The organism is Pseudomonas sp. TH32 (genome assembly GCF_016650855.1).
Classification (GTDB): Bacteria; Pseudomonadota; Gammaproteobacteria; order Pseudomonadales; family Pseudomonadaceae; genus Aquipseudomonas.
On sequence record NZ_JAEKFA010000002.1, the window covers coordinates 771,264 to 796,834 of the forward strand.

Annotated in this window: 27 protein-coding genes and 2 pseudogenes; 10 read left to right on the forward strand and 19 right to left on the reverse strand. The window is 61.7% G+C overall.

Annotation, left to right across the window (positions count from 1 at the left end):
• Positions 1-24 precede the first annotated feature (24 nt).
• The 5 genes and pseudogenes from JFV30_RS07325 to JFV30_RS07345 form a co-directional block, all read right to left on the reverse strand.
• Complete coding sequence (locus tag JFV30_RS07325) at positions 25-1,284, reverse strand: NAD(P)/FAD-dependent oxidoreductase (protein WP_201122752.1); 1,260 nt, start codon at positions 1,282-1,284, stop codon at positions 25-27.
• Between the two features lie 3 nt (positions 1,285-1,287).
• On the reverse strand, positions 1,288-2,859 hold the full coding sequence (locus JFV30_RS07330) for an aldehyde dehydrogenase (NADP(+)) (protein ID WP_201122754.1): 1,572 nt from the start codon (positions 2,857-2,859) through the stop codon (positions 1,288-1,290).
• Positions 2,860-3,037: 178 nt separating this feature from the next.
• The gene (locus tag JFV30_RS07335; RefSeq protein WP_010175691.1) at positions 3,038-3,985 is read right to left on the reverse strand and encodes a dihydrodipicolinate synthase family protein; all 948 of its coding nucleotides are present in this window, start codon (positions 3,983-3,985) and stop codon (positions 3,038-3,040) included.
• Positions 3,986-4,023: 38 nt separating this feature from the next.
• Positions 4,024-4,950, reverse strand: coding sequence for a 4-hydroxyproline epimerase (locus tag JFV30_RS07340; protein WP_201122756.1), 927 nt, complete (start codon positions 4,948-4,950; stop codon positions 4,024-4,026).
• 30 nt (positions 4,951-4,980) lie between these two features.
• Positions 4,981-6,596 (reverse strand): annotated as a pseudogene (locus JFV30_RS07345) (APC family permease).
• Positions 6,597-6,806: 210 nt separating this feature from the next.
• Here JFV30_RS07345 and JFV30_RS07350 point away from each other — a divergent pair.
• A complete protein-coding gene (locus tag JFV30_RS07350; RefSeq protein WP_201122758.1) occupies positions 6,807-7,583 on the forward strand; it encodes a helix-turn-helix transcriptional regulator in 777 nt (258 codons plus the stop codon).
• 74 nt (positions 7,584-7,657) lie between these two features.
• Positions 7,658-8,134 carry a hypothetical protein gene (locus tag JFV30_RS07355; RefSeq protein WP_242487034.1) on the forward strand — a complete coding sequence of 159 codons (477 nt, stop codon included), beginning with the start codon at positions 7,658-7,660 and terminating at the stop codon, positions 8,132-8,134.
• Between the two features lie 24 nt (positions 8,135-8,158).
• On the opposite strand, the gene JFV30_RS07360 is transcribed toward JFV30_RS07355, so the two are convergent.
• The 3 genes from JFV30_RS07360 to JFV30_RS07370 form a co-directional block, all read right to left on the reverse strand.
• Entirely contained in the window at positions 8,159-9,079 is a 921-nt protein-coding gene (locus JFV30_RS07360) for an SGNH/GDSL hydrolase family protein (RefSeq protein ID WP_201122762.1), read from the reverse strand.
• A gap of 117 nt (positions 9,080-9,196) precedes the next feature.
• Entirely contained in the window at positions 9,197-10,483 is a 1,287-nt protein-coding gene (locus JFV30_RS07365; RefSeq protein ID WP_201122764.1) for a CitMHS family transporter, read from the reverse strand.
• A 110-nt stretch (positions 10,484-10,593) separates the two neighbouring features.
• On the reverse strand, positions 10,594-11,520 hold the full coding sequence (locus JFV30_RS07370) for an SMP-30/gluconolactonase/LRE family protein (RefSeq protein ID WP_201122766.1): 927 nt from the start codon (positions 11,518-11,520) through the stop codon (positions 10,594-10,596).
• Positions 11,521-11,840: 320 nt separating this feature from the next.
• Here JFV30_RS07370 and JFV30_RS07375 point away from each other — a divergent pair, with 320 nt between their 5' ends.
• The 5 genes from JFV30_RS07375 (at position 11,841) to JFV30_RS07395 (ending at position 16,704) form a co-directional block, all read left to right on the forward strand.
• Positions 11,841-12,782, forward strand: a complete 942-nt coding sequence (locus JFV30_RS07375; RefSeq protein ID WP_201122768.1) for a hydroxymethylglutaryl-CoA lyase — start codon at positions 11,841-11,843, stop codon at positions 12,780-12,782.
• Positions 12,779-13,978, forward strand: a complete 1,200-nt coding sequence (locus tag JFV30_RS07380; protein WP_201122770.1) for a CaiB/BaiF CoA transferase family protein — start codon at positions 12,779-12,781, stop codon at positions 13,976-13,978. The genes JFV30_RS07375 and JFV30_RS07380 overlap by 4 nt, the downstream gene beginning before the upstream one ends.
• Positions 13,979-14,025: 47 nt before the next feature.
• A complete protein-coding gene (locus JFV30_RS07385) occupies positions 14,026-15,345 on the forward strand; it encodes an MFS transporter (protein WP_242487035.1) in 1,320 nt (439 codons plus the stop codon).
• Between the two features lie 117 nt (positions 15,346-15,462).
• Positions 15,463-16,227, forward strand: a complete 765-nt coding sequence (locus tag JFV30_RS07390; protein WP_201122772.1) for an IclR family transcriptional regulator — start codon at positions 15,463-15,465, stop codon at positions 16,225-16,227.
• Positions 16,228-16,278: 51 nt separating this feature from the next.
• The gene (locus JFV30_RS07395) at positions 16,279-16,704 is read left to right on the forward strand and encodes a GNAT family N-acetyltransferase (RefSeq protein WP_201122774.1); all 426 of its coding nucleotides are present in this window, start codon (positions 16,279-16,281) and stop codon (positions 16,702-16,704) included.
• Positions 16,705-16,707: 3 nt separating this feature from the next.
• Here JFV30_RS07395 and JFV30_RS07400 read toward each other — a convergent pair whose 3' ends face one another.
• The 7 genes and pseudogenes from JFV30_RS07400 to JFV30_RS07430 form a co-directional block, all read right to left on the reverse strand.
• Positions 16,708-17,211, reverse strand: coding sequence for an SPOR domain-containing protein (locus JFV30_RS07400; RefSeq protein ID WP_201122776.1), 504 nt, complete (start codon positions 17,209-17,211; stop codon positions 16,708-16,710).
• Positions 17,212-17,314: 103 nt separating this feature from the next.
• Positions 17,315-17,860: a DUF4410 domain-containing protein gene (locus JFV30_RS07405; protein WP_201122778.1), complete on the reverse strand. Its 546-nt coding sequence runs from the start codon at positions 17,858-17,860 to the stop codon at positions 17,315-17,317.
• 94 nt (positions 17,861-17,954) lie between these two features.
• Positions 17,955-19,353: pseudogene (locus tag JFV30_RS07410) on the reverse strand (heavy metal sensor histidine kinase).
• Positions 19,350-20,021, reverse strand: a complete 672-nt coding sequence (locus tag JFV30_RS07415) for a heavy metal response regulator transcription factor (protein ID WP_010175671.1) — start codon at positions 20,019-20,021, stop codon at positions 19,350-19,352. Before JFV30_RS07415 ends, JFV30_RS07410 begins: the two are co-directional and overlap by 4 nt.
• A gap of 51 nt (positions 20,022-20,072) precedes the next feature.
• On the reverse strand, positions 20,073-20,330 hold the full coding sequence (locus JFV30_RS07420; protein ID WP_201122780.1) for a DUF2790 domain-containing protein: 258 nt from the start codon (positions 20,328-20,330) through the stop codon (positions 20,073-20,075).
• Between the two features lie 111 nt (positions 20,331-20,441).
• Positions 20,442-21,212 (reverse strand): alpha/beta fold hydrolase, encoded by a 771-nt coding sequence (locus JFV30_RS07425; protein WP_010175667.1) that lies wholly within the window; start codon positions 21,210-21,212, stop codon positions 20,442-20,444.
• Between the two features lie 169 nt (positions 21,213-21,381).
• Positions 21,382-21,633: a phage infection protein gene (locus JFV30_RS07430; protein WP_201122782.1), complete on the reverse strand. Its 252-nt coding sequence runs from the start codon at positions 21,631-21,633 to the stop codon at positions 21,382-21,384.
• A gap of 244 nt (positions 21,634-21,877) precedes the next feature.
• On the opposite strand from JFV30_RS07430, the gene JFV30_RS07435 reads away from it, so the two are divergent.
• Positions 21,878-22,552, forward strand: a complete 675-nt coding sequence (locus JFV30_RS07435; protein WP_201122784.1) for an HAD-IA family hydrolase — start codon at positions 21,878-21,880, stop codon at positions 22,550-22,552.
• Between the two features lie 15 nt (positions 22,553-22,567).
• Here the strand turns inward: JFV30_RS07435 and JFV30_RS07440 are convergent, their stop codons facing one another.
• Together JFV30_RS07440 and JFV30_RS07445 are read right to left on the reverse strand one after the other, a co-directional pair.
• Positions 22,568-22,882 carry a hypothetical protein gene (locus tag JFV30_RS07440; RefSeq protein WP_201122786.1) on the reverse strand — a complete coding sequence of 105 codons (315 nt, stop codon included), beginning with the start codon at positions 22,880-22,882 and terminating at the stop codon, positions 22,568-22,570.
• A 116-nt stretch (positions 22,883-22,998) separates the two neighbouring features.
• Positions 22,999-23,256, reverse strand: coding sequence for a hypothetical protein (locus JFV30_RS07445; RefSeq protein WP_201122788.1), 258 nt, complete (start codon positions 23,254-23,256; stop codon positions 22,999-23,001).
• A gap of 170 nt (positions 23,257-23,426) precedes the next feature.
• Here JFV30_RS07445 and JFV30_RS07450 point away from each other — a divergent pair, with 170 nt between their 5' ends.
• Positions 23,427-23,885, forward strand: coding sequence for a DUF2214 family protein (locus JFV30_RS07450; protein WP_201122790.1), 459 nt, complete (start codon positions 23,427-23,429; stop codon positions 23,883-23,885).
• Between the two features lie 119 nt (positions 23,886-24,004).
• Here the strand turns inward: JFV30_RS07450 and csrA are convergent, their stop codons facing one another.
• Positions 24,005-24,199 (reverse strand): carbon storage regulator CsrA, encoded by a 195-nt coding sequence (csrA, locus tag JFV30_RS07455; protein ID WP_003192511.1) that lies wholly within the window; start codon positions 24,197-24,199, stop codon positions 24,005-24,007.
• 247 nt (positions 24,200-24,446) lie between these two features.
• Here csrA and JFV30_RS07460 point away from each other — a divergent pair, with 247 nt between their 5' ends.
• Positions 24,447-24,839 (forward strand): hypothetical protein, encoded by a 393-nt coding sequence (locus JFV30_RS07460; RefSeq protein ID WP_010175653.1) that lies wholly within the window; start codon positions 24,447-24,449, stop codon positions 24,837-24,839.
• A gap of 42 nt (positions 24,840-24,881) precedes the next feature.
• Here the strand turns inward: JFV30_RS07460 and JFV30_RS07465 are convergent, their stop codons facing one another.
• On the reverse strand, positions 24,882-25,571 hold the full coding sequence (locus tag JFV30_RS07465) for an endonuclease (RefSeq protein ID WP_201122792.1): 690 nt from the start codon (positions 25,569-25,571) through the stop codon (positions 24,882-24,884).

Genomic DNA, 25,571 nt, shown 5'->3' on the forward strand with positions numbered 1-25,571 from the left:
CACCGAGTTCGGGTGCCGCTCCTTTCAGAAACGGCTCAGCCGATAGGGCTCCAGCGCCGGCAAGTCCTGGCTGAAAAACGCGGGTGACACCAGTTGGCCAATCAATTGCGCTGTCACCGCGGCCTGCGTCAGCCCCAGGTGCTGATGCCCAAACGCAAGCAACACCTTGCCATCGCACACCTTGTCGATAATCGGCAACGAGTCCGGCAGGGAAGGGCGAAACCCCATCCATGGCGTTGCGTCCTCTGCACTCAAATTACGCCGAAACAACCCATGACTCAGCCGGTGCAACTGCCAGGCGCGCTGCATGTTCGGTGGTCGATCAAGGCCCGCGAACTCCACCGTGCCGGCCAACCGCAGTCCTTCGGCCATGGGCGTCATGATGAACTTGCGCTCCAGTGAGGTGACGGCAAACGGCAGTCGCTCATGCTCATGGGGCAGCATCAGGTGATAGCCGCGCTCGGTGTCCAGCGGGACCTTGTGGCCCGTGAGTGCCGCAGTCAATTTGGCCGAATGCGCGCCGCAGGCAATCAACACCTGGCGCGCCGCCACTGTGCCTTGGTCGGTCATCAACGAGACGCCGTGTGCGTCCAGCTTGCCGCCTAAGACTTGTCGCTTGAGAAACTGCACCCCGCTGGCCTTGGCTGCGTCCATCAGCTCGCAAACCACCCGGTAGGGATCGAGAAAATGGCCGGTACGCGGAAAGAACAACCCGCCCTGAATGCTTTCGCTGAGTTGCGGCGCCACATTCTGCACCGCACTGGCTTGCCAATAATCCACCGGCACTTGTTGCTGACGCATGCGGGCCTGCACGGCGTCGATGGCTTGCCGCGACGCGGGGCGTTCGAAGACCAGCAGCGAGCCGTCTTCGCGCATCAGTTCGGTGCGATCAATACTGCCCAGCAGCCGGTGCCATGCGCCCAGGCTGCTTTCATTAAGGGCGCGAATGCCGGCGACCGTGCGCTGGAATGCCGCCGGGCGCAGGTTCAACAGCAGGCGGGTAAACCATGGCAGCGCGCGCGGCATGTATTTCCAGTCCAGGCGCAACGGGCCCATCGGGTCCATGAGCATGGCGGGCAAGCGCGTCAGGATCGACGCGTCCGCGATAGGGAACACCTGTTCGGTCGCCAGGTGCCCGGCATTGCCGAACGAGGCGCCATGGCCGGGTTCCTGCTGGTCAATGATCACCACGTGCCGCCCCTGGCGGGCCAGTTGCAGCGCGCAGGCAACGCCAATGATTCCGGCGCCCACTACGGCGATATCAGGCATGACGTTATCGGACATGGCCTAGGCTTCTCTCTGACCGTCGAGCAAGCGCCGCAACAGCAATGGATTGCCGTGTTGCAGCGCCGTCGGCAGCAAGCCATCCGGGAAGTCCTGATAGCACACCGGCCGCAGGAATCGCAGGATCGCGGCCGTGCCCACCGAGGTGGTGCGCGAGTCCGAGGTGGCCGGGAAAGGCCCGCCATGCACCATCGCATCACACACTTCCACGCCGGTCGGCCAGCCGTTGACGAGCAGGCGCCCGGCCTTGCGCTCCAGGGTTGGCAGCAATGCGCGGGCGGTTTCCAGATCGTCGTCATCCAGGTGCAGGGTGGCGGTGAGTTGGCCTTCCAGATGTTCGCTGACCTGGCGGATTTCATCGGCATTGGCGCATTGCACAATCAACGAGGCGGCGCCGAAGATCTCGGCCTGCAGGTTGTGATTGGCGAGGAAGTCCCGGGCCTGGGTCACGAACAGATGGGCTCGGCCCTGGTTGGGGCCCGCTGCCGGCAAACCTGTACCCGCGACCTGAGCGTGCTTGGCAAACTCGCTGACGCCGTCTTCGTAAGCCTTGAAGATCCCCGGTGTGAGCATGGTCTGGGCAGCGCTGCGTTGAAGCCAATGGGTGGCGCTGTCGATGAAGTGGTCCAGCGCTTGCCCGGCGACGGCAATCACCAGGCCGGGGTTGGTGCAGAACTGGCCGGCACCCTGGGTGAGGGACGCGATAAATCCCTGCGCCAATGCTTCGCCCCGCGTGCTCAGTGCCGCCGGAAACAGATAAACCGGATTGATCGAACTCATTTCCGCATACACCGGAATCGGCTCGGGACGCGCCTGGGCTGCCTGGCACAAGGCGATGCCGCCGCTGCGCGAACCGGTAAAACCCACGGCCTTGATACGCGGGTCGCAGACCAGTGCAATGCCTACTTCGCGGCCCGAGCCGTACAGCAGCGAAAACACCCCTTCAGGCAGGCCACAGTGCTGAACGGCCTTGGCCACCGCGCGGCCCACCAGTTCGCTGGTGCCAGGATGCGCGCCGTGAGCCTTCACGATCACCGGGCAACCGGCCGCCAGTGCCGACGCGGTATCACCGCCGGCCACCGAGAATGCCAGCGGAAAATTACTCGCGCCAAAGACTGCCACGGGCCCCAGCGGCACCTGGCGCTGACGCAGGTCCGAACGGGGCAGCGGTTGGCGATCCGGCTGCGCAGAATCGACCCGCACATCCAGCCATTCACCGGCGCGCACCGTGCGGGCAAAGGTACGCAACTGCTGGCAGGTGCGTCCGCGCTCGCCCTGGATGCGTGGGCGCGGCAGGCCGGTCTCGGCCATCGCCCGCTCAATCAGTTCATCGCCCAAGGCTTCGATTTCGCTGGCGATGGTTTCAAGGAATTCGGCGCGAGCCGCCAACGACGTTTCGCGATAGTTATCGAAGGCGCTCCACGCCAACGCACAGGCGTGTTCGACATGTTCGGCGGTGCCGCCGGCGTAGGCGGGTTCCAACGCAAGGTTGGTGGCAGGATTGATCGCCCGGATGGCCTCGCGGCTGCCTGGAATGGAGTGCTGACCAATCAGCATGGTGCCCTTCAGAGTCATGGCGTAGTCCTGAAAGTAAAGATAGGCCTGGAAAAGAAAATCGACTGTGGGAGCTGTCGAGCCCGAGCGAGGCTGCGATGCAGGCGCTGCGGTCTGGCAGGCACTGCGCGGTGATCCCATCGCAGCCTCGCCCGGGCTCGGCAGCTCCCACATTTGATTTTTGTTGCCGACAGTAGTGTTAAGCGACGTTCTGCTCGGCCGACCAGTTGGCGTACCACTGGCGGAACAGCGCGTACTGGTTCTCGGCATAACGACGCTGGGCATCGCTCAGGGCATCGGTTTCGTTGAAGTGCAGGGTGTATTCCTTGTCGCCGTTGAGCACCATCAGGTGCTTGTAGAACAGCACCAGGTCGCAGCCTTCGTCGAAGGACGACAGTACTGCCAGCGCCGACTCCAACTCCCGCGCCTGGCGGCGTGCAGTGGCGTCACCCTTGGCGGCTTTCTTGCTCAGGGCCACCAGTTGCAGCACTTCCCGTGGCAATGCATTACCGATACCCGTGATTGCGCCAGTGGCGTTGCAGTTGACGAAGCCGTGGACCACCTGGGTATCCACGCCGACCATCAGGGTCACGTCATCGTCCCTTGACGTGATGTGTTCTGCCGCATAACGCAGGTCGGCAGCGCCGCCGAATTCCTTGAAACCGATCAGGTTCGGGTACTCGCGGCGCAGTTCGAAGAACAGGTCGGCGCGGGTGGCGAAGCCGTAATAAGGGCTGTTGTAGATCACCGCCGGCAGGTTCGGCGCCGCCTTGAGGATGGCCGCAAAGTGATCCTTTTGCGCAGTCGCCGAAGCGCCACGGGACAGCACGCGCGGGATGACCATCAAGCCGTGCGCCCCGACTTTCGCTGCGTGCGCCGCGTGGGCCACGGCTTCACGGCTGTTGACCGCGCCGGTGCCGACGATGGTCGGTACGCCGGCGGCCACCAGGCGCGCCACGCCTTCCTGGCGCTCGGCCTCGGTCAGCAACGGCCAGTCGCCCATGGAGCCGCAGTACACCACCGCGCTCATGCCGATATCGATCAGTTCGCGACCCTTGGCGACCAGTGCGTCGAAGTCCGGTTTGCGCTCGGCGGTGCACGGGGTCATCAGGGCGGGGATGCAGCCGGTGAAAATGTGGGTGTTCATGGTTTCAGCTCCAGTTTGATTGAAGGGGCGGGGGCGGTTCAGATGCCCCACGCAAAGGGATCCTGTTCGTCGATCAGCAAGGTGCTGTCGGCGGTCATGTAGGCGCGGCCGGTGATGGAAGGGCGCACACGGTCGCCTTCCCATTCATAGCTGCCTTCGAATTGGCTGCCGGTGATGCTCGCCTGCACCCAGGGTTCACCGGCGGCGAGTTTTCCGTCGGCCGCCAGGCACGCCAGCTTGGCGCTGGTGCCGGTGCCGCAGGGCGAGCGGTCGTAGGCTTTGCCCGGGCACATGACGAAGTTGCGGCTGTCGGCCCGGGCGTCGTCGGCGAACAGTTCGATATGATCGATCAGTGCGCCGTCTTCGCCGTGGATGCCCTGTGCCTCAAGGGCCTTGAGCATGGCCCAGGTGTAATCGGTCAGGGCTTCGACGTTGTCCATTTGCAGCACGTGCCCGTGCTCGGAGACGAGGAAGAACCAGTTGCCGCCCCAGGCGATGTCGCCGTAGACCCGGCCATACCCGGGCACATCCACCGGCACCTGTTGGCGATAGCGATAGGCAGGCACGTTGCGCAGGGTTACCGCGCCGTCTGCATGCAGCGTGGCGCTGACCGGGCCGACGGGCGTGTCGATCTTGTGCACTCCCGGGGCGATTCGGCCCAGGTGATGCAGCGAGGCAACCAGGCCGATGGTGCCGTGGCCGCACATGCCGAGGTAGCCGGCGTTGTTGAAGAAAATCACGCCGCAGGTGGCATCGGCCGAGACCGGCGCGCAATACAGCGCGCCCACCAGCACATCGTTGCCACGGGGTTCCAGCAGGCACGCCCTGCGCCATGGGTCATGCCGGGTGCGCAGGTCGTCGAGCTTGTCGAGCATGGTCTCGCCGGCAAGCTCGGGGAAACCGCTCATCACCAGGCGCGTGGGTTCGCCGCCGGTGTGGGAGTCAATGATGTGGACTCGTTTCATATCGCTATCCATTCAGGGGTGGGCTGACGTTCAGGAAGCAAGCTGCACCCGGCCCATGTCGGGCTCAGGGGCTTCGCTTTCATCGTCTTCGGTTTCCAGGCGAACCAGATGGGCCGGCACGCCGGTGGCCGCGCCCCAGTAATAAATACCCAGCGCGCAGGCGGCGACGACCACGGTGTCGAACGGATGGCTGAGGATGCCCAGGCCGCCGAAGCTGCCGAGTTTCGACAGGATGATGGTCACGGCGTAGAAGCCGATCAGCCAGGCGGAAGAGCGCACCTGGCGGCCCAGGCTGAGGTGCAGGGTCGGCACAAAACGGCCGCACAGCAGGTACACCACAAACATCAGGATTTGCAGGCCGAGCAGCCACGACACGGTGCTCCAGCCCGACCAGTAGACGATCAGCGCGGCGATGATGAATGACAGCGGGCCGAGCAGACCCATCCACTTGACCCGGAACGGGCGCGGCAGGTCAGGCGCATTGCGGCGCAGGGCGGCAACGGACACCGGCGCCACGGCGTAGCTCAGCACCAGCGCGGCGGACACCACGTTGATCAGCGCTTCCCACGACGGGAACGGCAGGGTCCAGAACACCGACAGGCCAAAGGTCAGCCACAGCGCCGGGCGCGGGATGCCGGACTTTTCATCGATGCGGGTGAAGACCTTGAAGAAGGTCCCGGTTTGCGCCCAGCCATAGATCACCCGTGGCGTGGCGTTCATGTAGATGTTGCCGCAACCGCTGGGGAGATCACCGCGTCGGCGACCACCAGATAGGCCAGCCAACCCACACCCAGGGCGAGGGCGATATCGCGGTACGGCAGGGCCAGTTCCTTGGCGACGCCGGCCCAGCCGTTGGCGAGCATTTCGGTGGGGATGCCGCCGAGGAAAGCGGTCTGCAACAGCACGTAGATCGCAGTGGAGAGCAGCACCGACAGGATCAGTGCAATCGGAATCGTGCGTTGCGGGTTTTTCACTTCGCTGGCCACCGAGATGATCGGCGTCAGGCCCAGGTAAGCGAAAATCACCCCGCCGGCGGACACCGCCATTTCAATCCCCGAGAGGCCGAACGGCGCAAAGCCCTGGCTGTGGAAATTCTCCGGCTTGAAGAAGGTGAACAGCACGCCGATCACCAGCAGCGGCACGATGAACTTGAACACGCTGACCAGGTTATTGGCCATGGCGAAGGTCTTCACGCTGCGGTAGTTGAGGGCGAAAAACAGCGAGAGCAGCGCAAACTGCACGAACCAGCCGAGGACGGTGGGGTTGCTGGAGCCCGCTTGCGTCAACTCGGGAAACCACGCTGCGGCGTATTGGCGCGAGGCGACCACTTCAATCGCCACCAGGCTCGAAAACGCGATCAGCGTGATGAAGCCCATCAGGTAGCCCAGCAGTGGGCCATGTGAGTAAACCGGGTAGCGCACCACGCCACCGGCGCGGGGCAATGCCGCCCCCAATTCGCAATACACAATGCCCAGCAGCAGTACGGCGAAGCCGCCCAGCAACCAGGAAAAAATCCCCGCCGGACCGGCGATGGCAGAGACGTGACTGGCCGCGAACAGCCAGCCCGAACCGAAGATCGCTCCCAGTCCGATAAAGGTGAGGTCGATCAATGAAAGCTGTTTCTTGAACTTGCCTTGGGCTGACATAGCGGCGCCTTCTTGTGGGTTATTGGATAGGCATGCAGTGCCATACAGTGAACCCATCAACGGCGCCGCGATTGATGTTTTGCGCAGGCTGTGATGACGAAATCAGCACAGTTTCGAGTGCTCGACATGGCCACCGCCATGCGGCAATCTGCTCGCCAGGCACCGCCCGCCGGGCGCCTGGCCTGTCCGCAAAATGCAGGAGAGAGCGTCATGATGCAGAGCGCGTTCGCCACCCTATGCCAAGGGAGCGAGTCCCACCGCCCGCACACCATTGAAGAATTATTGGCAGGGGTGGGGCTGTTGTTGCCGATGCTGGACGTGATTCCCAACGCCGCGATTTTTATCAAGGACGTGCAGGCGCGCTACGTATTGGCCAACCGCACCCTGGTGCAACGGTGCGGCTTGAAGCACTTGCAACCGTTGCTGGGAAAAACCAGCGCCGAGGTGTTCCCCGCGCAATTGGGCCCCGGTTATACCGAACAGGATCGGCGGGTCCTGGAGCAGGGGTTTGTGCTGGAAGACCAGCTGGAATTGCACCTCTACGGCACCCGCGAGCCGGGTTGGTGCCTGACGCACAAATGGCCGCTGTACAACCGCGACGGTGCAATCATCGGCCTGGCGGGGATCTCGGTCGACCTGCAGACCGCCAGTGAAACCCACCCGGGCTATCAACGGTTGGCGGCAGTGGATGAGCACATTCGGGTGCATTTCAACCGGCGTGTCACGTTGGGTGAACTGACACGAATTGCCGGGATTTCAGTGGCGCAACTGGAGCGCTACTGCAAGCGCGTGTTCCACCTGACGCCGCGCCAGATGATCCAGAAAGTGCGCCTGGAACATGCGCACCGGCTGCTGCATACCGAGATGCCGATCACTGAGGTAGCGTTGCAGTGCGGGTATACCGACCACAGTGCGTTTACCCGGCAGTTCAAGGCCCTGACCGGGTTTACGCCGCGGCAGTATCGGCAGGCGACGAGCGTGCAGTGATGTCTAATTGATATTGTCTGGGTACAATCGCCCATGGCCGCCGTTGGCCTGTCTGGTTAACAGGGAGTTTGTCTTTGAAAAAGGTCTTATTGGCACTGTTCTGCAGCCTGGCGACAGGTTGTGTCGGTTTCTACCAACAACCAGCCCCCACCGCGCCTCATGCAACGCTCGAAGCCATCCCGGGCACTAACACCTTGGTGAACGGTGGCGTGCAAATGTATTGGGCCTACTACGACCCGGGCTGTAATGACACGGCCGAGACCGGCGTGCTGGGCACTCGCAAAAATGAGGTCAGCGAGCGGTTTTTACTGATCCCCGACCGGCGCATCTACGTCAACGTCATGAGCAGCGGTGGCGCCAACAAGGAAGGCGAAAACTATTTTCGCAGTTGCGCCAACGTCGCCAGTTTTATCCCTGCCGTTGGCGCGACTTATCAAATCATCCAGGCGGTTCCCGTGAGTGGCTGCGTGGTGGAGATCACCGACAAAAGTACCGGGCGGGCGCCTGAATCGTTCAGAAGAGAAGCGGTCATCGGTGGGTGCTCGCCTTGATTCAATAGGGCCGTGTGACCTTGTTCAAATACCCTGGCCAGCCTTCAGCGTTTCAAACATTGCCTCCGCCGCCAGTGCATGCACCTTGCGCGTCGGGTGCCATTCATCCCAGTAGTAATGCGCGTCCGGGTTTTCACACGCAGGCTTCACGTCCGGATAGGTGTGTTGGCAGGGCGTATCCAGGTCTTTCAACCCGGCAACGTCCGGAGCCGCACGCAGCTTGTCGCTGAAGGCCACATGGTCGAAGTAGCGGATGCTGACCTGGTGGGTTTTAGCCAATGTACTCAGCACTACCGGCAATTTCTGTTCGAGCGCCTGTTGGTAGCTTTTTGCATTCTCGACTTGATTGCCTTGCACCACGGCCGGCACATGACTCAAATCCGTGGTGCCGACTACCATCACGTGTTTGGCGCCTGCGGCAAGCAGCGTCTCGGTGGCTTTTTGAATGTTCGCCACGCTGTTCTGGCTGAGCACGGCAACCGACTCCGGGTGCGAGAAGTCGGCCCATTCAAAAAAGTCGTTGGCCGAGATGAAAATGAAATACAGCGCGTTCGGGTCTGCCTTGTGTGCCTTGGCGGATTTCAGGTAGTCGGCGATCTGGCCCGAAACGCCGGTGTCGCGTGCCGGTTCCATCCAGGCGTAGTAGTTGCCGTTGCCACTCTTGGCACCGCCCACTGCGTAGTCGGTCAAGGGCGTTTTCAAGGCGTGAGCCAGGTTCTCGACGGCCGTCGGGCCGTTGCTCCAGCGGCCTTTCCAATACAGCGAGCCGGGCAGTTCCTGCGCATCCTTGACCTTCTGCGTGGCCAGGGTTTTGGTGAAGCGTTCACCTGCACCGTTGTCGGAGTAGCTGTCACCGAATGCATACAGGTGATCGTAGCGCGGGGCGGCAGAGGCGGTGGAGGCGGTCAGTACCAATAGTGCGGCCAAGCAAGCGCGTAGAGTCATTGGAAATCTCCCGGGTGGTCATCCCAGAGTACCGCCGGCGATGTAGTTGTCCTGGGGCGGATGCGACCTGCGTATAGCTGAGGGCGCAACGTCTGTCCCGCCCGCGACAGTCGCCCCTCAGTTGATGACAGTGATTGCGCCAATCGCAATCGCGGCCAGCAACATCACCATCACCGTGCCCACGGTCCATTTCAGCGCGACGCGCTGGTTGTCGCCGTAGTCGATGTCCAACAGGCCGCACAGCAGGTAAGTCGAGGCTACCAGCGGGCTGAGCAGGTGCACCGGCTGGCCGATCAGCGAGGCAATCGCCATCTCCTTTGCATCAATTCCATAGTGGGCGGCGGTCTGTGCCCAGATCGGCAGCACGCCGAAATAGAACGCATCGTTGGACAGCACATAGGTGAACGGCATGCTCAGCAGCGCGGTGATCACCGACAGGTAAGGCCCGGACTGTTGCGGCAGCAGCGCGATCAGGTTGTCGGAGATCGCCTTGACCATACCGGTGCCGCCCATGATCCCGACAAAAATCCCCGCGGCGAAGATCAGCAAGGTCACCGCCATCACGTTGTCGGCATGCCGCGCGATGACTTCCTTCTGCTGTTTGATGGACGGGAAGTTGACCAGGCAGGCCAGGCCGAAGGCGATCATGAACAGGATCGGCAACGGCATCAGGCTGATCATCATGCAGGTGATCAGGGCGATGGTCAGCACCACGTTGAACAGAAAGCGCGGGTCGCCCAAGCGGATGTGCGCATAGCCCTTGAGCACTTTATCCTCGCTGATGCTGACTTTGCCCAGGCGGCGAAACTCCATGCGTCCCAGCCACCAGGCGGCGAACAACACCCACACGGCGCCGGCCACCATGATTGGCACCATGCTCACAAACAGTTCGGTGATGTCCACGTGCATGGCGCTGGCCGCCCGGGAAAACGGCCCGCCCCACGGCAGGATATTCATCACGCCAATCGACATCAGCAGCACGGTGGCCATGACTTGCAGGCGAATACCGGTCAGCCGGTACAGCGGCAAAAACGCAGCGGTGGCGATGATGTACGTGGTGGCGCCGTCGCCATCCAGGCCCACACACAGGCCGAGTACGGCGGTGCCGACCACGATCTTGCGCGGGTCACCCTTGACCAGGCGCAGGATCACTTTGATCAGCGGGTTGAACAGGCCCGCGTCGGTCATCAGGCAGAAATACAGGATCGCGAACGTCAGCATGATGCCCGTGGGGGCGAGCATCTTCAGACCGTCGTACATCATGCCGCCCAGTTGCGGGGCGAAGCCGGCCAGGCAGCCGAAAACGATCGGGACCAGCAGCAGCGCCACCAGCGGTGACAGGCGCTTGCTCATGATCAGGTACATGAAGCAGACGATCATGGCGTAGCTCAGGAATATCAACATGGGTGTGCCTTTTTGTTGGTCTTATAGGGCGCCAGGCAAGTGACTGCCGGCTTTTTTCAGGGCGAACGAAGCCCCTGCGTGCTGCTCGCAGCGTTCAGTGGCGGTTTAATTCAGCGGTGGGAAAACATCGGTTGGCCAGCGTGCTCCAGGTCGGCGACCAGGATCGAACTGGTCGATGAATCGGTGATGAACAGGTGCCGGTTGCCCTCGCCGCCGAACGCCAGGTTGGTCAGCGTGCGGCCGTCGGTGCAGCTGCGGATGCGATAGAGCGGTACGGCGTGAGGGTCGAATACCCAGACGCAGGCATTGCCGGCATCGCACACGTAGAGGTTGCCGAGCACGTCGAGGGCCATGCCGTCGGCGCCGCTCACGCCCCCCGCCAGTGCGGTAAAGATCCCGACTTTGCTGGTGCCGCCGTCGCGCTGGATCGGCAGGCGCCACACCGCGTTGCCCCGGGTCATGGCGACGAACAGCGCGTTTTGCGCCAGGTCCATGACCAGCCCGTTGGGGCTCGGGCCGTTGTCGATCAGGCGGGTGAGCCTCTGGTTCTCCAGGTCGTAGGCGAACACACGACCGGTGGGATCCTGTTGGCCGGTCTGCCCCTGGTCGGTGAAGTAGAGCTTGCCGCCGGCATCGAAAAACAGGTCGTTCACACCCTTGAAGCCTTCGCTGCGGTGGTGAGTCAGAAACGGCGTGATGACGCCGCTGGCAGGATCCAGGGTCAGGATGCCGTGCTTGTAGTCGGCAATGAAAATACGCCCGTCGCGATGGATCTTCAGGCCGTTGGGCCAGCCGTCGTATTGCACCACCAGCGTCCAGTGGCCGTGCGGGTCGATGCGGAAAATTCGGCCGTAAGGGATGTCCGTGACATAGAGATTGCCCTGCAGATCGAAGGACGGCCCTTCGAGGAAGCTTTTCACCCGCTGGCCGGGCTTGTTGGCGCGCACCCAGTCGGAGTCTCCGTCCTTCCAGAAAACCTGCGGCAATGTGCTGAAAACGCGAGTGGGCAAATCACGAGGCGGGGCATACAGGCTCACAGGATTAACTCCTACGGGGCGGGCAAGGCACCTCCCAAAAGGGTTGAGCCTTGCTGCGTTGTTGTTTTTGTTCTGTTAGATAGAACGCTGTACTTTCTAATAGAACAAATGTCGAGGTTATTTTTGAGACTGTCAACCCTGTCTTTTGCCGGGTCGGACCCAGGCGATGGATTCGCTCTGCCGATGACTCACCAGATTCCAATAAAAATCGCGGACTGCTTTTCGGACGTTGACAGCGAAAATCAACGCGCTCATTATTTATTTCAGAACACCGTTCTATCAGATAGAACAATTATGGATTGACCTTCAAAGGCCCGGTGATGACCCCTAATAAAAACATCGACATTCTGATCAGTGAGGTAGGCCCGCGTGACGGCCTGCAAAGCGTCGCCGCGACGATGCCCACCGCCCTCAAACTGCAGTGGCTGACGGCCCTGGCCGACGCTGGCCTCCAGGAAATCGAGATTGGTTCCTTTGTGTCTCCCAAGCTGTTGCCGCAGATGGCCGATGCCGCGCAGTTAGTGACGCATATGCGTCAACGCCCGGACGTATTCGTCACTGCACTGGTGCCGAACCTCAAGGGCGCGCAGGCGGCCTTCGACGCCGGCGTGCAGAAAATCACGCTGCCCATCTCCGTCAGCGAGCCGCATTCCCTGGCCAATATCCGCAAAACCCATCAACAGGTGTTTGAGGAGGTCCGCCAGGTCATTGCCTTGCGTAACGAACACTTCCCGCAGGTGCAAGTGGAGGCCGGTTTGTCGACGGTATTCGGTTGTACGATCCAGGGCGAAGTGCCTGAAGACGACGTGATTCGCATGGCGCTGCACATGGCCGAGCTCGGCGTGGATGAGGTCGGTCTGGCGGACACCGTCGGCTACGCCAACCCGGCCCAGGTGCGCCGGGCGTTTATCCGCTTGCGCAGCGAAATCGGCGCGAGGGCCGGCAGTGCGCATTTCCACAACACCCGCGGCCAGGGGCTGGCGAATGTGCTGGCGGCGCTGGACGTCGGCGTGACCACGTTCGACGCCTCCCAGGGCGGGATTGGCGGCTGTCCTTATGCGCCGGGCGCGTCGGGCAATATCGTGACCGAAGACCTGGTTTACCTGCTCGAATCCATGGGCCTGCGTACCGGTGTCGATATCGACAAGCTGGTGGCAGCACGTGAGTGGCTGCAAAAAGGCCTGCCTGGCGAGCCGCTTTACGGGTTCATTCCGGACGCCGGCGTGGGCAAGAACTTTCACTACGCAGGGGCCGCACGATGAGCACGCAGAATCAAAAGATCCAGGCGCTGCCGTTGGCCGGCATTCGGGTGGTCGAGTTTGTGCACATGGTCATGGGCCCGACCTGCGGGCTGGTGCTGGCTGATCTCGGCGCGGAAGTGATCAAGGTCGAACCGACGCCGGCCGGCGACAACACCCGGCGCTTGACCGGCTCGGGCGCCGGTTACTGGATGACCTACAACCGCAACAAGAAAAGCTTCGCCGTCGACATCAAGACCGAGGAAGGTATGGCGGCGGTGCGCAAGTTGATCGAAAGCGCTGACGTGGTCACCGAGAACTTTCGTCCCGGTGCCATGGAAAAGCTCGGCCTGGGCTTCGAGCAGGTCAAGGCGATCAAGCCCGACATTATCTACAGCTCCATGAAAGGTTTTCTGCCGGGCCCCTACGAACACCGCACCGCGCTGGATGAAGTGGTGCAGATGATGTCCGGGCTGGCGTACATGACCGGTCCCGAAGGCCGCCCGCTGCGCGCCGGTGCGTCGGTGAACGATGTGATGGGCGGCATGTTCAGCGCCATCTCGATCCTGGCCGCGCTGTGGCAACGCAAGGCGACCGGGGAGGGCCAGTTTGTACAGACCGGGCTGTTCGAGAATTCTGCGTTCCTGATTGGCCAACACATGATGCAGATGGCGACCACCGGCCAGCCGGCGGCGCCGATGCCCAGCCGTCTTTCTGCGTGGGCGATCTACGACGTGTTCAACACCCGCGATGACGAGCAAGTGTTCATGGGGGTGGTGAGTGACAGCCAGTGGCTGAGCTTCTGCCAGGCGTTTGGGTTTGAACAGTTGGGCAGTGACCCCGAGCTGGCGCGCAACACCCAGCGTGTGCACGCCCGCTCGAAAATCCTGCCGTTGGTGCGGGAACGGCTGGCCACGCTGCCCAAGCAGCAAATCATGGACATGTGCGAGCAGGCCGGCTTGCCGTTCTCGCCGATCCAGCGGCCCCAGGATCTGTTTGACGATGTGCACCTGAATGCCTCCGGTGGCCTGGCGCATCTGACGCTGGATAACGGCGAGGAAGTGAAGGTGCCCATGCTGCCGTTTGAAATGAATGGCCGGCGTTTCGATACGCGTCTGAACGTGCCGCAACTGGGTAGCCATTCGCAGGCGTTACTCGAAGAACTGGGTTATGCCGCCAGGGATGTCGACGCCTTGCGTGCACGTGGCGTGGTCCGCTAGGCCCTTTTGTCGCCATTCCAATAACAATAATGTCGAGGAAACCCGTCATGGCAATTGTCACGACACCTGCATCAGGCACCCCAGCCATCACCGCCGTCGTGCTGGATGCAGAGCAGACCCGCGTCCTGCACAAGGCCGCCTGGCGCCTGATCCCGCTGCTCGCCCTGGCTTACTTTTTCAACTACCTGGACCGCACCAGCGTCGGCTACGCCGCGTTGCAAATGACCGAGCAACTGGGTTTGACCGCCACGCAATTCGGCCTGGGGGCGGGGATCATGTTCGTCGGCTATTGCCTGTGTGAGGTGCCGAGCAACCTGGCGATGTACCGCTTTGGCGCCCGGCGCTGGATGGCACGCATCATGATTACCTGGGGGATTGCGGCGGCGGCCACGGCCTGGGTGGTTGGCCCTTACAGTTTCTACGCCATGCGCCTGGTGCTGGGTGTGGCCGAGGCCGGATTCTTTCCCGGGGTGATCTTTTTCCTGACCCTGTGGTTTCCGGCGCAGTACCGCACCCGGGTGCTGGCGTGGTTTACCGCCGCCACGCCGATTTCGTTCCTGGTGGGTGGGCCGTTGTCGGTGTGGCTCCTGCAAATGCATGGCATCTGGGGGCTGGCGGGGTGGCAATGGATGTTTCTGATCGAGGGCATCCCGGCGTGTATCCTCGGCCTGATCACCCTGAAGGTGTTGACCAACCAGCCTTCCGAGGCCAAATGGTTGTCGGCGCAGGAACGTGCCGTGCTCACCGGCTTGCTGGCTGAAGAGCAGAGCCAGGGCCAACACCGCCACGGCTTCAAGGCGGCCTTGAAAGACCCGCGGGTGTGGATCCTCAGCTCAATCACCTTCAGTTTTACCCTGGGCTCCTACGGCATCGGCATCTGGTTGCCGCAGATGCTCAAGGGCCATGGTGTCGAAATCAGCATGATCGGTTGGGTGGCGGCAATTCCCTACTTTTTTGCAACCATTGGCCTGTTGGTGTGGGCAAAACACGTGGACCGCACCGGCAAGGGGATTCTCAACCTGACCCTGGCCATGCTGCTGGCCGGCCTGGCGTTGTTGGTCGCCTTGCAGATGGACACACTGGTCGCCGCCTTGGCCGGGATCACCCTGGCGCTGGTGGGGACGATCGCCGGCAAGACCATTTTCTACACCTTGCCCGGCAAGTTCCTGCGTGGCCAGGCCGCTGCCGGCGGCATCGCCCTGATCAACTCGATTGGGGCCTTTGGCGGCTTTGTCGGGCCGTACCTGATGGGGTTTCTCAAGGACTACACCGGCTCGTTCACGGCGGGCTTGATGGTGATGGGGTGCATCATGTTTGTCGCGGCGGCGATGGTGGTGTCGCTGCGGCTTTTCCTGCGGGAAGCATAATGCGGTGGCTGCACCCCGGCGCAAAAGGGTATGTTACGGCGACTGAACGTGTCTGGCGCGACCGGGACGGCAATGATGCTGCCGCTCGCGCCGGCGATGAATACCCAACGAGTGGCCATGAGTACCGAACCCAACAACAGTCTTGCTGATCAAGCCGGCAGTCCGGAAGGCGGCGTTGCTGCAGTAGACCGCGCGTTTTCCATTCTCGCGGCCTTCAATATCGATCAGGAGAGCTTGAGCCTGGCGGAGATCGCACGGCGCACCGGCTTGTATAAAAGCACCATCCTGCGCCTGATCACCTCGCTGGAAAAAGCCGGCTTCGTGCGGCGCTTGAGTGACGGCCAATACGCGGTCGGGCCTGAACCGCTGCGCCTGTCCCAGCTGTATCAAGCGTCGTTCCGCTTGCGAGATGTGATCCTGCCGCTGCTGGAGTCCATCACCGAAGAGAGCGGCGAGACGTCGTCTTTCTACGTCTATGAAAACGGCAGCCGGGTGGTGTTGTTCCGTGTCGAACCCAAGCGCGCGGTGCGGGTTTCGGTGCTGGAAGGCGCGCGGTTCCCGCTGCATGCCGGGGCTTCCGGCAAGGTCCTGCGTGCGTTCTCGCGCCAGGGGGACGCCACACTGCCGCAGGAGCGTGAGCGCTGCTGGGCCTGCTCGTTTGGCGAGCGCGACCCGGAAACCACCGCCGTCTCCGTTCCCGTGTTTGCAATGGGCGGTGAGCTTAAAGGTGCGCTGACGCTGTCGGGGCCTTCCGACCGGTTGCTCAAAGAACACGTCCCTCACGCGGCGTCGATCCTGCTGCGCAACGCAGCAATCGCCACCAGCGCGTTGGGCGGCAACAATACCGAACTGCGAGCAGCCCTGGAAAAACTCAACCCTTGAGGGGTTGGCGCTTCTGTCGGGTGATCTGGAATTCAACACAGGACGATCAAGATGGACGTGGCAATGGAACTGTCGTTTGAGGTAACCGAGCAAGAGCGCCAGGCCATCCTCCAGCCGCTGAGGGCCTACAACATCAGCCAATGCGGCGAGAACCCGTTTGAAACCTTCGGGTTGTTGCTGCGTGATCCCGTCCGCCAGGACGTGGTGGGCGGTCTCTACGGGAAAATCTCTTATGGCTGGATGTTCGTTGAACTGTTGAGCGTGCCTGAATCGATGCGCACTCAAGGCACCGGTTCAAAGCTGATGCAGGCGGCCGAGGACCTGGCGCGGGAGAAAAAGTGCACCGGGATCTGGCTGGATACCTTCAGCTTCCAGGCTCCCGGGTTCTATCGAAAACTGGGCTTCAGCGAGTTCGGGCATATCGCCGACTACCCGCCTGGGCACGCGCGTCACTTTTTCCAGAAGCACCTGGCCTGAGGGCTAGCGGGTCACCGACCGCCAGGTCACCAGGCCGTCCAAGCCCTGATCGGACTTCAAATACCTGAGCACATTCTGCGCCTGGGCCTTTTCTTCAAACGGGCCTACAAACGCGTGAGGCGGTTCATCGAGAACGGTGGGCACATCGAGCTCTTTCAGTTGCGCCACCAGCAGGCCAAACCCTTCATCGGTATCGGCGGTGATACGCACGACCCAGCCGCTGCGGTCTTTCAGGGCGATGGGTTGCACCTCGGCGCCACAGTGTTTGCATTGGGCAGCGGCGGCGTTGATGGGGTTTGTGCAGGCAGGGCAGGGCCGCAGGTCTTCGTGCACCAAAGCGTCAACACCGGTCTTGGGAATGCGTGGCAGCAGCAGGAGGACAATCAGCGGGACCACGGGCACGAATACGGCTATCGCAAACCATCTTGGGCCTGATCGGCCGCGCTGACTGGCCACGTAGGCGGTCACAATGGCGAGTGCCAGCAACAGGGCAGGGTAGATGCTCATTTATTCGTCCTTGTATTTATTTTGCGAGCGCAATGCCGACGCTGGGCCGGTATGGCCCGCGTCGGCACCCGCAGCGCTGACGACAGGGATACCCGCCAGGGGGTTACTGCGCCTTGGCGTTCTTGATATCCGCGATTACTTGTTTGGCAATCGCCTGGACCTGCTTCTGGGTCATGGCCGACGCCACGCCTTCCCAGGCCGACGACTCGGTTTCATAGGTGCGCGCGCCCAGCGGTGCGCCGGATTTCAAGTCGGAAAAATCGGCTTTCGAGAAGACCCAGGCGTTGCCCACCAGCGCACCGGCGGCGTAGCGGGTGCCCGCGGTCAGGTAGCGGAACTTGCTGACGTTGATGGTGATGCCCACGCCGTCGGCACTGCCGGTGTTGATGGTTGGCGTTTCCTTGAGGCTATAACCGGCCTGCTGCGCTTCGGTTTGCAGGGCCGCGCCCCATTGTTGCTTGAGCAGTGGCCAGTCCTGGTTTTGCTCGACCGTGGTGTTGCCTTTAAAGCTCACCACCAGGTTTTGTTTGGCCGATTCCGGAATGGCCAGCGCGTCTGTACCGCCGCTCTTTACCTTGGCTGCGCAACCACCCAGCATCGAAAGGGCGACAGCAAAAGACAGGGCATACAAGGCCTTGGAGGTTTTCATTGAATTTCCGTATCCACAGATTAAGAGAGAGGGGAAGCCACCGCATCGGATGGGGGCGCTACGATGCTTGAACACCCCGCTCCATAGCAAGCAGCTATGCCTCCCGCCCCGGAAAAAACAGCTCAAAGCACGTTATGCCGTCTTCACTGCTCACGCTGTATCGGCCGTTATGCAGCTGCATGATGGTCGCGACAATCGACAACCCCAATCCATTGGAATGGGCCGAGCGCTCCCGGGACTCATCCACGCGATAAAACCGCTCGAACAATCGGGGCAAGTGCTCGGCCGGGATGGTCGTACCGTGATTGGTCACGGTCAGGCTGATGCCCTCGGCGCTGGGCGTGGCCTGGATCAATAGTTCAGAACCTGGCGCGCCGTATTTGATGGCGTTGGCACACAGGTTGGCCAGGGCGCGGCGCAGCAGCATCGGTTCGGCCCAGATCACACCGGCACCCTGGGGAGGATGCTGATGTCGACATCGCCCGCCAGCCCTTCGAAGTAGTCGGCCATGCGTTCCACTTCGTCGGCCGCGTCCAGTTCCTGGCGTTGGCGCAGGGCGCTGGCAGGGTCGGTGCGGGCCAGGAACAGCATGTTGTCGAGCATGCGCGCCAGGCGTTCGAGTTCTTCGACGTTGGAGGCCAGCAGTTGCTGGTAGGCCTCGACGCTGCGGTGTTGCTGCAACGCCACCTGGGTTTCCCCAGCAAATTGTTGATCGGCGTGCGCAGTTCGTGGGCCATGTCGGTGGAGACCTGGCCCAATTGCACAAAGCCCTTCGCCAGGCGTTCGAGCATGGTGTTGAACGAATCAATCATCGGCAGCAGCTCTTTCGGCGCGCCGTGGCTGTCGAGGCGTGCGGCGAGGTTGCCGACGCCAATGCCCTGGGCATGCACCGCCAGGCGCCGCAATGGCAGCAAGCCGCGATGCACCATCAGGTAGCCGACCACCGCCAGTACCAACGCCGCGATGCTGGCGAGGATATACACACTCAGCCGATAGCTGGCGAGCACGGCGGTGCGCTCGGTCATCAGTCGCCCGGTGGTGACTTGCAGGCTGCCCAGGTCGCCCGAGTCGATGGTGGCGGCCAGGGTGGAGAAGGGCACGCCATTCACGCCCGGCAAGTGCTGCACGTCGGCGAATTCCAGGGTGTGGTCCCGGGGCACCGGTGCAACGTCGGGCATGTCGATATTGCCGGGGTTCACTTCCAGCAATGGCTTCTGCCCGGGCGCGGCGATGCTCAGCACGGATTCGCGGTTGCCCAGCATGTTCTGGAACAGCTCCGGCTTGGTCTTGATCAGGTCCAGGGTGTTGCTGTCGTTCAGCAGGTTGCGCAGTTGGTCGACGCGGTAGATCAGAGCGGCGTCGTCCCGGTGGATCAGTTCGCGCTCAAGCTCGCGGTACAGCGCCACGCCGAGGGTGGCCAGCAGGGCAAACGCCAGCAAGGCGAAGATCAGCGCCAGGCGCAGGGTCAGGGAGTAATGCCGGGGCTTGCTCATGGTTGGGTATCGAAGCGGTAGCCGATGCCGCGCACGCTGTGGATCAGCTTGAGCTGGAACGGGTCGTCGATTTTCAGGCGCAGGCGGCGCACGGCCACGTCGACCACGTTGGTGTCGCTGTCGAAGTTCATGTCCCACACCCGCGAGGCGATCAGCGAGCGCGACAGTACCTGGTCCTGGTGGGTGGCAAACAAGTGCAACAAGGCGAACTCCTTGTTGGTCAGGGTGATGCGCACTCCGCCGCGGGTGACGCGGCGTTTGAGCACGTCGATCTGCAGGTCGGCGATCTGCAGTTGTTCTTCTTCCCGGCTTGGCCCGCGCCGGGTCAGGGTGCGCAGGCGCGCCACCAGTTCGGCGAAGGAAAACGGCTTGATCAGGTAATCATCGGCGCCCAGTTCCAGACCCTTGATGCGGTCGGCAATGTCGTCCCGGGCGGTGAGGAACAGCACGGGTGTATCGGCTTCCTTGCGCAGGCGACGCAGCACTTCCCAGCCGTCCATCTTCGGCATCATCACGTCCAGCACGATCACGTCGAACGGGGTTTCGAGGGCCAGGTGCAAACCGTCCACGCCGTCGCGGGCGAGGCTCACGGAGTAGCCCAGTTCCTGCAGGCCGTTAAGCAGGTAGTTGCCCGCCTTGGGCTCGTCTTCGACTACGAGGATATTCATGGGGTTTGCCCTGGTGATGTGCAGGTCTTTGGTGGCGCAAGTGTAGCCCGATCAATTGTCATTGGGGCAGCCGATGCCTTGTACCTGGTAGTCCAGCACGTGTTCGCGGCCCTGGCTGTCCAGGTAGTCGAGGCGGGCGGGGACGATGCCGCACTGGCCGTAGGTGTCAGTGCTGGACAGCACCTTGGCCACGTCCATGTGCATGAAGAAGCCGGGGGTGTCGTGGATCACCGAGGTAGCCGTGGTGGTGCCGGCAAAGGCCGAACCGGTGGCGAGGAGGGCAGCAAAGCCGAGGATAAACAGTTTCATGGCGGTATCTCTCTTTAAGGGTTGGCTGCCGGTCTTCGGCAGTGAGTTCACAGTAACCAGGCGACACAAACAGCCAACCAACAGGATGATGACAAGGTTGTAATGAAGGGCTTAAGGCTGGCGGCCGGAGGCTTCGAGGATCAGGTCGGTGATTTCCTTGGCGTGGGAAACCAGCGACAAGTGGCTCGACGGCACCTCGATGGTGGTGGCGTTCATGCGCTTGGCCAGGAAGCGCTCCAGGTCCGGGTTGATGGTCTGGTCGTTGCTGGACACCGCATACCAGGACGGCTTGGTGTGCCACGCGGCGTTGACGGTGCGGCCGCTGAACAGGGTCTTGGCGATCGGTTGTTGTACGGCGTACAGCTCCATGGCCTTGGCGCGGGGCACGTCGGCGGCGAAGTACTTGAGGAAGGCATCCTGGTTCAGGGTCAGGTAGCCGTCGTGTTCCACTACACCGGCGCGCACGGGTGTGGTCGGGTACTTGGCGGACAGCGCGACGAAGTCTTCGTTGGCGTCCGGGGCGCGGGCGGCGACGTACACCAGGGAGCTGACCTTCGGATTGACCCCGGCGTCGCTGACCACGGTACCGGCGTAGGAGTGGCCCACCAGCACGGTAGGGCCGTCTTGCTGATCGAGTACGCGGTTGGTGGCGGCGACGTCATCTGCCACCGAGGTCAGCGGGTTTTGCACGGCGGTGACATGCAAACCGGCGGCCTGCAGGCGGGTGATCACTTCGGACCAGCTGGAACCGTCAGCCCAGGAACCGTGTACCAGGACCACGTTATTGGCTTTCACCGGTGCAATCGGGCCGGCCACGGCGGCGCCGGTGCCCAGCATCAACAGGCTGGCGGCGATCAGGCAGAGTTTGCTTGCAGGTTTCATGGGGCGGGCTCGCTTCATTGTCAGTGGGAAGTTGAGTCACCCGCTGTGGGTGACTGACGACTTCACTGTATGAAGTGAGGGTGCTGGCAACACTGACAGCTTAATGACAAGTTTGTAATGCAATGGGCAGCCTGGAGGCTGCCCGGATTCAATGTGGGGCAGTGATGCATTACACCGTGCGGGCTTCTCGTACGCGTTCGGCGCCACCTTCCGCCAGGCCGAGTTCATGCAGGCGATCAGCACCGCCTTCAGCGACCCGGTTTTGTTGCAGGCGATCTGCTCCGCCCTCGACGAGCAGGTGTGATGGTTGGCTCTTGACCACGGCGGCATGAGAGTTGGCTGACGCCACGGATGCCAGCCCGAGCCCTGCGACTACAGCCAGGCCGAATACCAGGGACGACGCTTTCGAGAAATTGAACATGGTGGTGCTCCTGCGAGTGAGTCAGCCGGATTGGCTGGTGGCTGTAGTTAATCGCCGGGGTGTATCCGCCATGTGTGCCCGTGCGGGGTGAAATGCGGGTTCGCGTATCCGGGGAGGGTTTCCATACAGTCCGATACAAAACCACGGGAAGGTTTACAGCGTTTGGGCTGATCCGTAGATTGCACCAGGCACGTGATTCGTCAGCACCCAAGACCGGGTGACGAAAGCAAGAGGAAGCCGAGCAGTGTCCACCCGCGATTCAGCTGTATTCGCCAACCGTTACCGCGCCTTCCTGTTCGATATGGACGGCACACTCCTGAACTCCATTGCCGCCGCCGAGCGCGTCTGGGCCACCTGGGCTGAACGCCATGGGCTGGATGTCGCGGCGTTCCTGAAGACCATCCATGGCGCCCGGGCCATCGATACCATCACCCGCCAGGCGTTGCCCGGTGTGGATGCACAGGCTGAGGCGCAGTGGATTACCGAGGCTGAACTCGACGATGTGGAAGGGGTGGTGGCCATTGCCGGCGCGGTGGCGTTTCTCAACACGCTGCCCGGCGACCAGTGGGCGCTGGTCACCTCTGCGCCCAAGGCGCTGGCCCTGCGTCGCATGCAGGCCGCCGGCATCAACCCGCCGGCGGTGTTGGTAACGGCGGAGGATGTCGCCAGCGGCAAGCCGGATCCGGCGTGTTATGTGCTCGGTGCGCAACGGCTGGGCGTGCCGGTACAGGACTGCCTGGTGTTTGAAGATGCCAGCGTCGGGATTCGCGCCGGTGAGGCGGCGGGTGCCGATGTGATGGTGGTGACGTCTACACACCTGACGCCCATGGTCACAGAGCACCCGTCGATTGCTGGGTACGAGCATCTGCAGGTTCGGCGGGATGAAGCCGGGCTGCTGCACCTGCAGCGCCTGCCGTGAAAAAAGCCGATCCGGTTAAGCGGATCGGCCTTCTTCGTAAACGGAGGATTCAGCAGGGGGATTGTCATCAGCCAGTGTCTGGAGGCGGGCACCCTTGATCCCCTGCCGAGACAACACCATTTCCTTGAGAATTTCGCTGGCGAGTTTGGCGATCGCTTCCGGCCCTCGATGGTGCGCCCGGACGATGCCGGTTATCGCAAAGTGATCAGCTTCAGGGCCGCTGAGGATCGCGGAGAGCGTGCCGTCGGCATGCAGGGTGCAGACGATTTTGTAGCTCGGCAGGCGCGCTGCCAGTGCCGCTTCGATTTCGGTTTTACTCAGAGTGTCCATCCGCGCTACAACCTTTCACTGACCGTGCATGCCCTAGCATAGGTTGTGGTGCGCGGCTGTAAATACCGGCGATCTGATAGCGGTTCAACGGGGCTTCAACAGTGTCCTGCCTGGGGTCAGGAGGACGCTTTCCGGCGTTCGCGGCGAGGAGCACGCCGGCACAGTTTTCGATGAATGGTGGCCTGGATCGGCTTGAGACAAAAGAAAAACAAGTACGCACCCAGGAGCAGCGCAAGGTCCAGCTTGGAGTGGGCTTTGCCGGTGCCTTCGAACTCAAAGCGCAAGCAATACTCCAGCCCCGCAAAGACCAGGCCGATCAACGCGGCGATCATCCAGGACCGGGATAAGTACGGCTGTTTGCCAGGTCGCCTCATCAACGTGCTCCTGAGCGCGTCGCAGACTGTAGCGGGGCTGTAACAGGATTCGGCCCTCGAATATTCGACAAGTTCCTGTTGTGCGCGAGTTGTTTCATGCACAGAAGGCAGCCTGCGGCTATTACTGAGAAGTGTTCCTGCCATGTGTTAAACAAAAAGGAGTACGCCTTATGTTCGTTCAGTGGTTCCTCGCTGCAACCCATTTACTGGCATTCGCCCTGGCATTGTCGGCAGTGCTTGCCCGGGGCAAGGCCTTGCGCAGTGTTTCGGATATTGACCCCTCAACCCTGCGCGGGGTGTTGATCGCGGACAACATCTGGGGAATCAGCGCTCTGGTGTTGCTGGTAACCGGTGGCCTGCGGGCCTTTGGCGGCTACGAAAAGGGCAGTGATTATTACCTGCACCAGCCGTTGTTTCACGTGAAGATGACGCTGCTGGTATTAATTTTGTTATTGGAACTCGCGCCGATGATCCGCTTTATCAAATGGCGTATTGGCTTGGTTCGGGGCACGCGTCTGGATCTGCACCAGGCCGGTCTTTTTGCACGCATCAGCCACCTGCAGGCGCTGCTGGTTGTGCTGATGATGATTGCGGCGACGGGTATGGCGCGCGGCGTCGGCCTGGGGTGACGCTAGCCTGGCGCTGGGATAAGGGAATAGGACGCGCTGGCCGCGGAAAGCCGCGAGCAGGCCAAAGAGGTTTTCGCCAGCCGTTACAGTGAACGAAAGGGCTGGCTACTGGAGGCGCTTCAAGGTGTCTGGTTTTTATCCGGAGCCGTCAGGCCCGCCTGGATACGTTGGTAGATCTCCTCGCGATGCACGGCAACGTCCTTTGGAGCATTGATGCCGATTCTTACTTGCTGGCCGCTAACGCCCAGAATGGTGATCGTAATGTCATCACCGATGTTTATGCTTTCACCGACTTTGCGGGTGAGTATCAGCATGGACTTCTCCTTGATTGCTTTGAAAGGCACATGTTCAGACAGGGCAGATGTCGGATGTGTGTAGCTTACTGCGAAGCGCTTCCCTGTGGCTGCCTCTTTTAGGACGCATAGAGGCAGCATTAATTCCCATGACGCCATCATACAGGTCTGCGATACATCATTCGCATTGTTTAAGCCAACGTTTATGACGGCCAGAATAGACAGTGAATGATAAAGTCGCCTCTTTGATCCTCTAAGGAGCAGGGTAGTGCGTAAAGTAGCGATGGCAATTGCGGTGTTGGCATTGGCCGGTTGCGGTGAAGGCAAAAACGTCGATGCTCCCAAGGCCAGGCCCGCCGTTGCCGAGGCCCCCGCTCAGGGCCAACCTGCGGTCGGTGCGATCGCCTCCCAGGAGTGGGATGTATGGGTGGGACCGCCGGATCACAAGCTCCAGGCGATGACTGACCTGACCGCGTGGTTGCTCGAGCACGGTTTCAGTTTCTATCTGGTGAAGGAAGACGGTAAGGACCAGGTACTGCTGGGGCCTTTCAGCACCAAGGCCGAGGCTGAAGCGAAGCAGGCGCAGTTGACCCAGAAGCTGGTCACCGCGAAGAAAAATGACACGGTATCCGAGGTCATCGAACACAAGGTTGCACAGTAAGATACCGGCCAGCGGGAGGCAGTAGCACTCCCGCTTTTTTATTCAGCCGCAGGCTTTCAAGTTCACCGGGCCGACAAACTCATTGCCGCGGCCCATCACGCACGCCACGGTTTGATTGCGCTGGCGCTCCCAGGGTTGTACCGGGTAAGTCTTGTTCCAGGCTTCGTAGAGTTGGCGATCCTGTTTTGACAGCCGCAGGCCATACTGCTTGCTCATATAGAAGTACGTGCGGGCGATCATCCCGCGAATGGACGGGCGGGGCATGACCTTCTTGGCCTTGAAGTCCACCTGGGTCAGGCACGAGCCATATTGCCCGCTCTGCACCGGCAGCCAGCCAAAACTGAAGTTATTACGGTCGCCATTGACCTCACCGATGCTCGGCACCAGGTTATGCAGGTCCGCCTCGGCGCGCTTGTATACCGCGTCCTTGCGGGTGCAATTCTTGCGCCCGCCGTCCTGCCAGCACTGGCGCTGATGGCCGATCTGCCAGGCAGGAACAATGTGCTCCCACTCGATACGCGCTGCCCGGTTGGCGTTCTTGCGCGGGATATAGCCGCAGGCTTTCAGGTCCACCCGGTTACCGGTGTATTTGCAGCCGCAGTAAAACTCCGTGGATTGCGGCTCGTATAGCTTCCAGGCGATTTTCTTGGCTTCACTGAAGGTTCTGGGGGCTTGCGCGTGAGCGGTAACAGCAAAAAACACAAACAAAACACTGATAAAACGGACACTCAT

What these genes read in the sequence shown, in the direction of transcription:
- JFV30_RS07325 (WP_201122752.1), bottom strand. Translation starts at nt 1,284, where the DNA reads ATGTCCGATAACGTCATGCCTGATATCGCCGTAGTGGGCGCCGGAATC.
- JFV30_RS07330 (WP_201122754.1), bottom strand. Translation starts at nt 2,859, where the DNA reads ATGACTCTGAAGGGCACCATGCTGATTGGTCAGCACTCCATTCCAGGC.
- JFV30_RS07335 (WP_010175691.1), bottom strand. Translation starts at nt 3,985, where the DNA reads ATGAACACCCACATTTTCACCGGCTGCATCCCCGCCCTGATGACCCCG.
- JFV30_RS07340 (WP_201122756.1), bottom strand. Translation starts at nt 4,950, where the DNA reads ATGAAACGAGTCCACATCATTGACTCCCACACCGGCGGCGAACCCACG.
- JFV30_RS07350 (WP_201122758.1), top strand. Translation starts at nt 6,807, where the DNA reads ATGATGCAGAGCGCGTTCGCCACCCTATGCCAAGGGAGCGAGTCCCAC.
- JFV30_RS07360 (WP_201122762.1), bottom strand. Translation starts at nt 9,079, where the DNA reads ATGACTCTACGCGCTTGCTTGGCCGCACTATTGGTACTGACCGCCTCC.
- JFV30_RS07365 (WP_201122764.1), bottom strand. Translation starts at nt 10,483, where the DNA reads ATGTTGATATTCCTGAGCTACGCCATGATCGTCTGCTTCATGTACCTG.
- JFV30_RS07375 (WP_201122768.1), top strand. Translation starts at nt 11,841, where the DNA reads ATGACCCCTAATAAAAACATCGACATTCTGATCAGTGAGGTAGGCCCG.
- JFV30_RS07380 (WP_201122770.1), top strand. Translation starts at nt 12,779, where the DNA reads ATGAGCACGCAGAATCAAAAGATCCAGGCGCTGCCGTTGGCCGGCATT.
- JFV30_RS07385 (WP_242487035.1), top strand. Translation starts at nt 14,026, where the DNA reads ATGGCAATTGTCACGACACCTGCATCAGGCACCCCAGCCATCACCGCC.
- JFV30_RS07390 (WP_201122772.1), top strand. Translation starts at nt 15,463, where the DNA reads ATGAGTACCGAACCCAACAACAGTCTTGCTGATCAAGCCGGCAGTCCG.
- JFV30_RS07395 (WP_201122774.1), top strand. Translation starts at nt 16,279, where the DNA reads ATGGACGTGGCAATGGAACTGTCGTTTGAGGTAACCGAGCAAGAGCGC.
- JFV30_RS07400 (WP_201122776.1), bottom strand. Translation starts at nt 17,211, where the DNA reads ATGAGCATCTACCCTGCCCTGTTGCTGGCACTCGCCATTGTGACCGCC.
- JFV30_RS07405 (WP_201122778.1), bottom strand. Translation starts at nt 17,860, where the DNA reads ATGAAAACCTCCAAGGCCTTGTATGCCCTGTCTTTTGCTGTCGCCCTT.
- JFV30_RS07415 (WP_010175671.1), bottom strand. Translation starts at nt 20,021, where the DNA reads ATGAATATCCTCGTAGTCGAAGACGAGCCCAAGGCGGGCAACTACCTG.
- JFV30_RS07420 (WP_201122780.1), bottom strand. Translation starts at nt 20,330, where the DNA reads ATGAAACTGTTTATCCTCGGCTTTGCTGCCCTCCTCGCCACCGGTTCG.
- JFV30_RS07425 (WP_010175667.1), bottom strand. Translation starts at nt 21,212, where the DNA reads ATGAAACCTGCAAGCAAACTCTGCCTGATCGCCGCCAGCCTGTTGATG.
- JFV30_RS07430 (WP_201122782.1), bottom strand. Translation starts at nt 21,633, where the DNA reads ATGTTCAATTTCTCGAAAGCGTCGTCCCTGGTATTCGGCCTGGCTGTA.
- JFV30_RS07440 (WP_201122786.1), bottom strand. Translation starts at nt 22,882, where the DNA reads ATGGACACTCTGAGTAAAACCGAAATCGAAGCGGCACTGGCAGCGCGC.
- JFV30_RS07445 (WP_201122788.1), bottom strand. Translation starts at nt 23,256, where the DNA reads ATGAGGCGACCTGGCAAACAGCCGTACTTATCCCGGTCCTGGATGATC.
- JFV30_RS07450 (WP_201122790.1), top strand. Translation starts at nt 23,427, where the DNA reads ATGTTCGTTCAGTGGTTCCTCGCTGCAACCCATTTACTGGCATTCGCC.
- csrA (WP_003192511.1), bottom strand. Translation starts at nt 24,199, where the DNA reads ATGCTGATACTCACCCGCAAAGTCGGTGAAAGCATAAACATCGGTGAT.
- JFV30_RS07465 (WP_201122792.1), bottom strand. Translation starts at nt 25,571, where the DNA reads ATGAGTGTCCGTTTTATCAGTGTTTTGTTTGTGTTTTTTGCTGTTACC.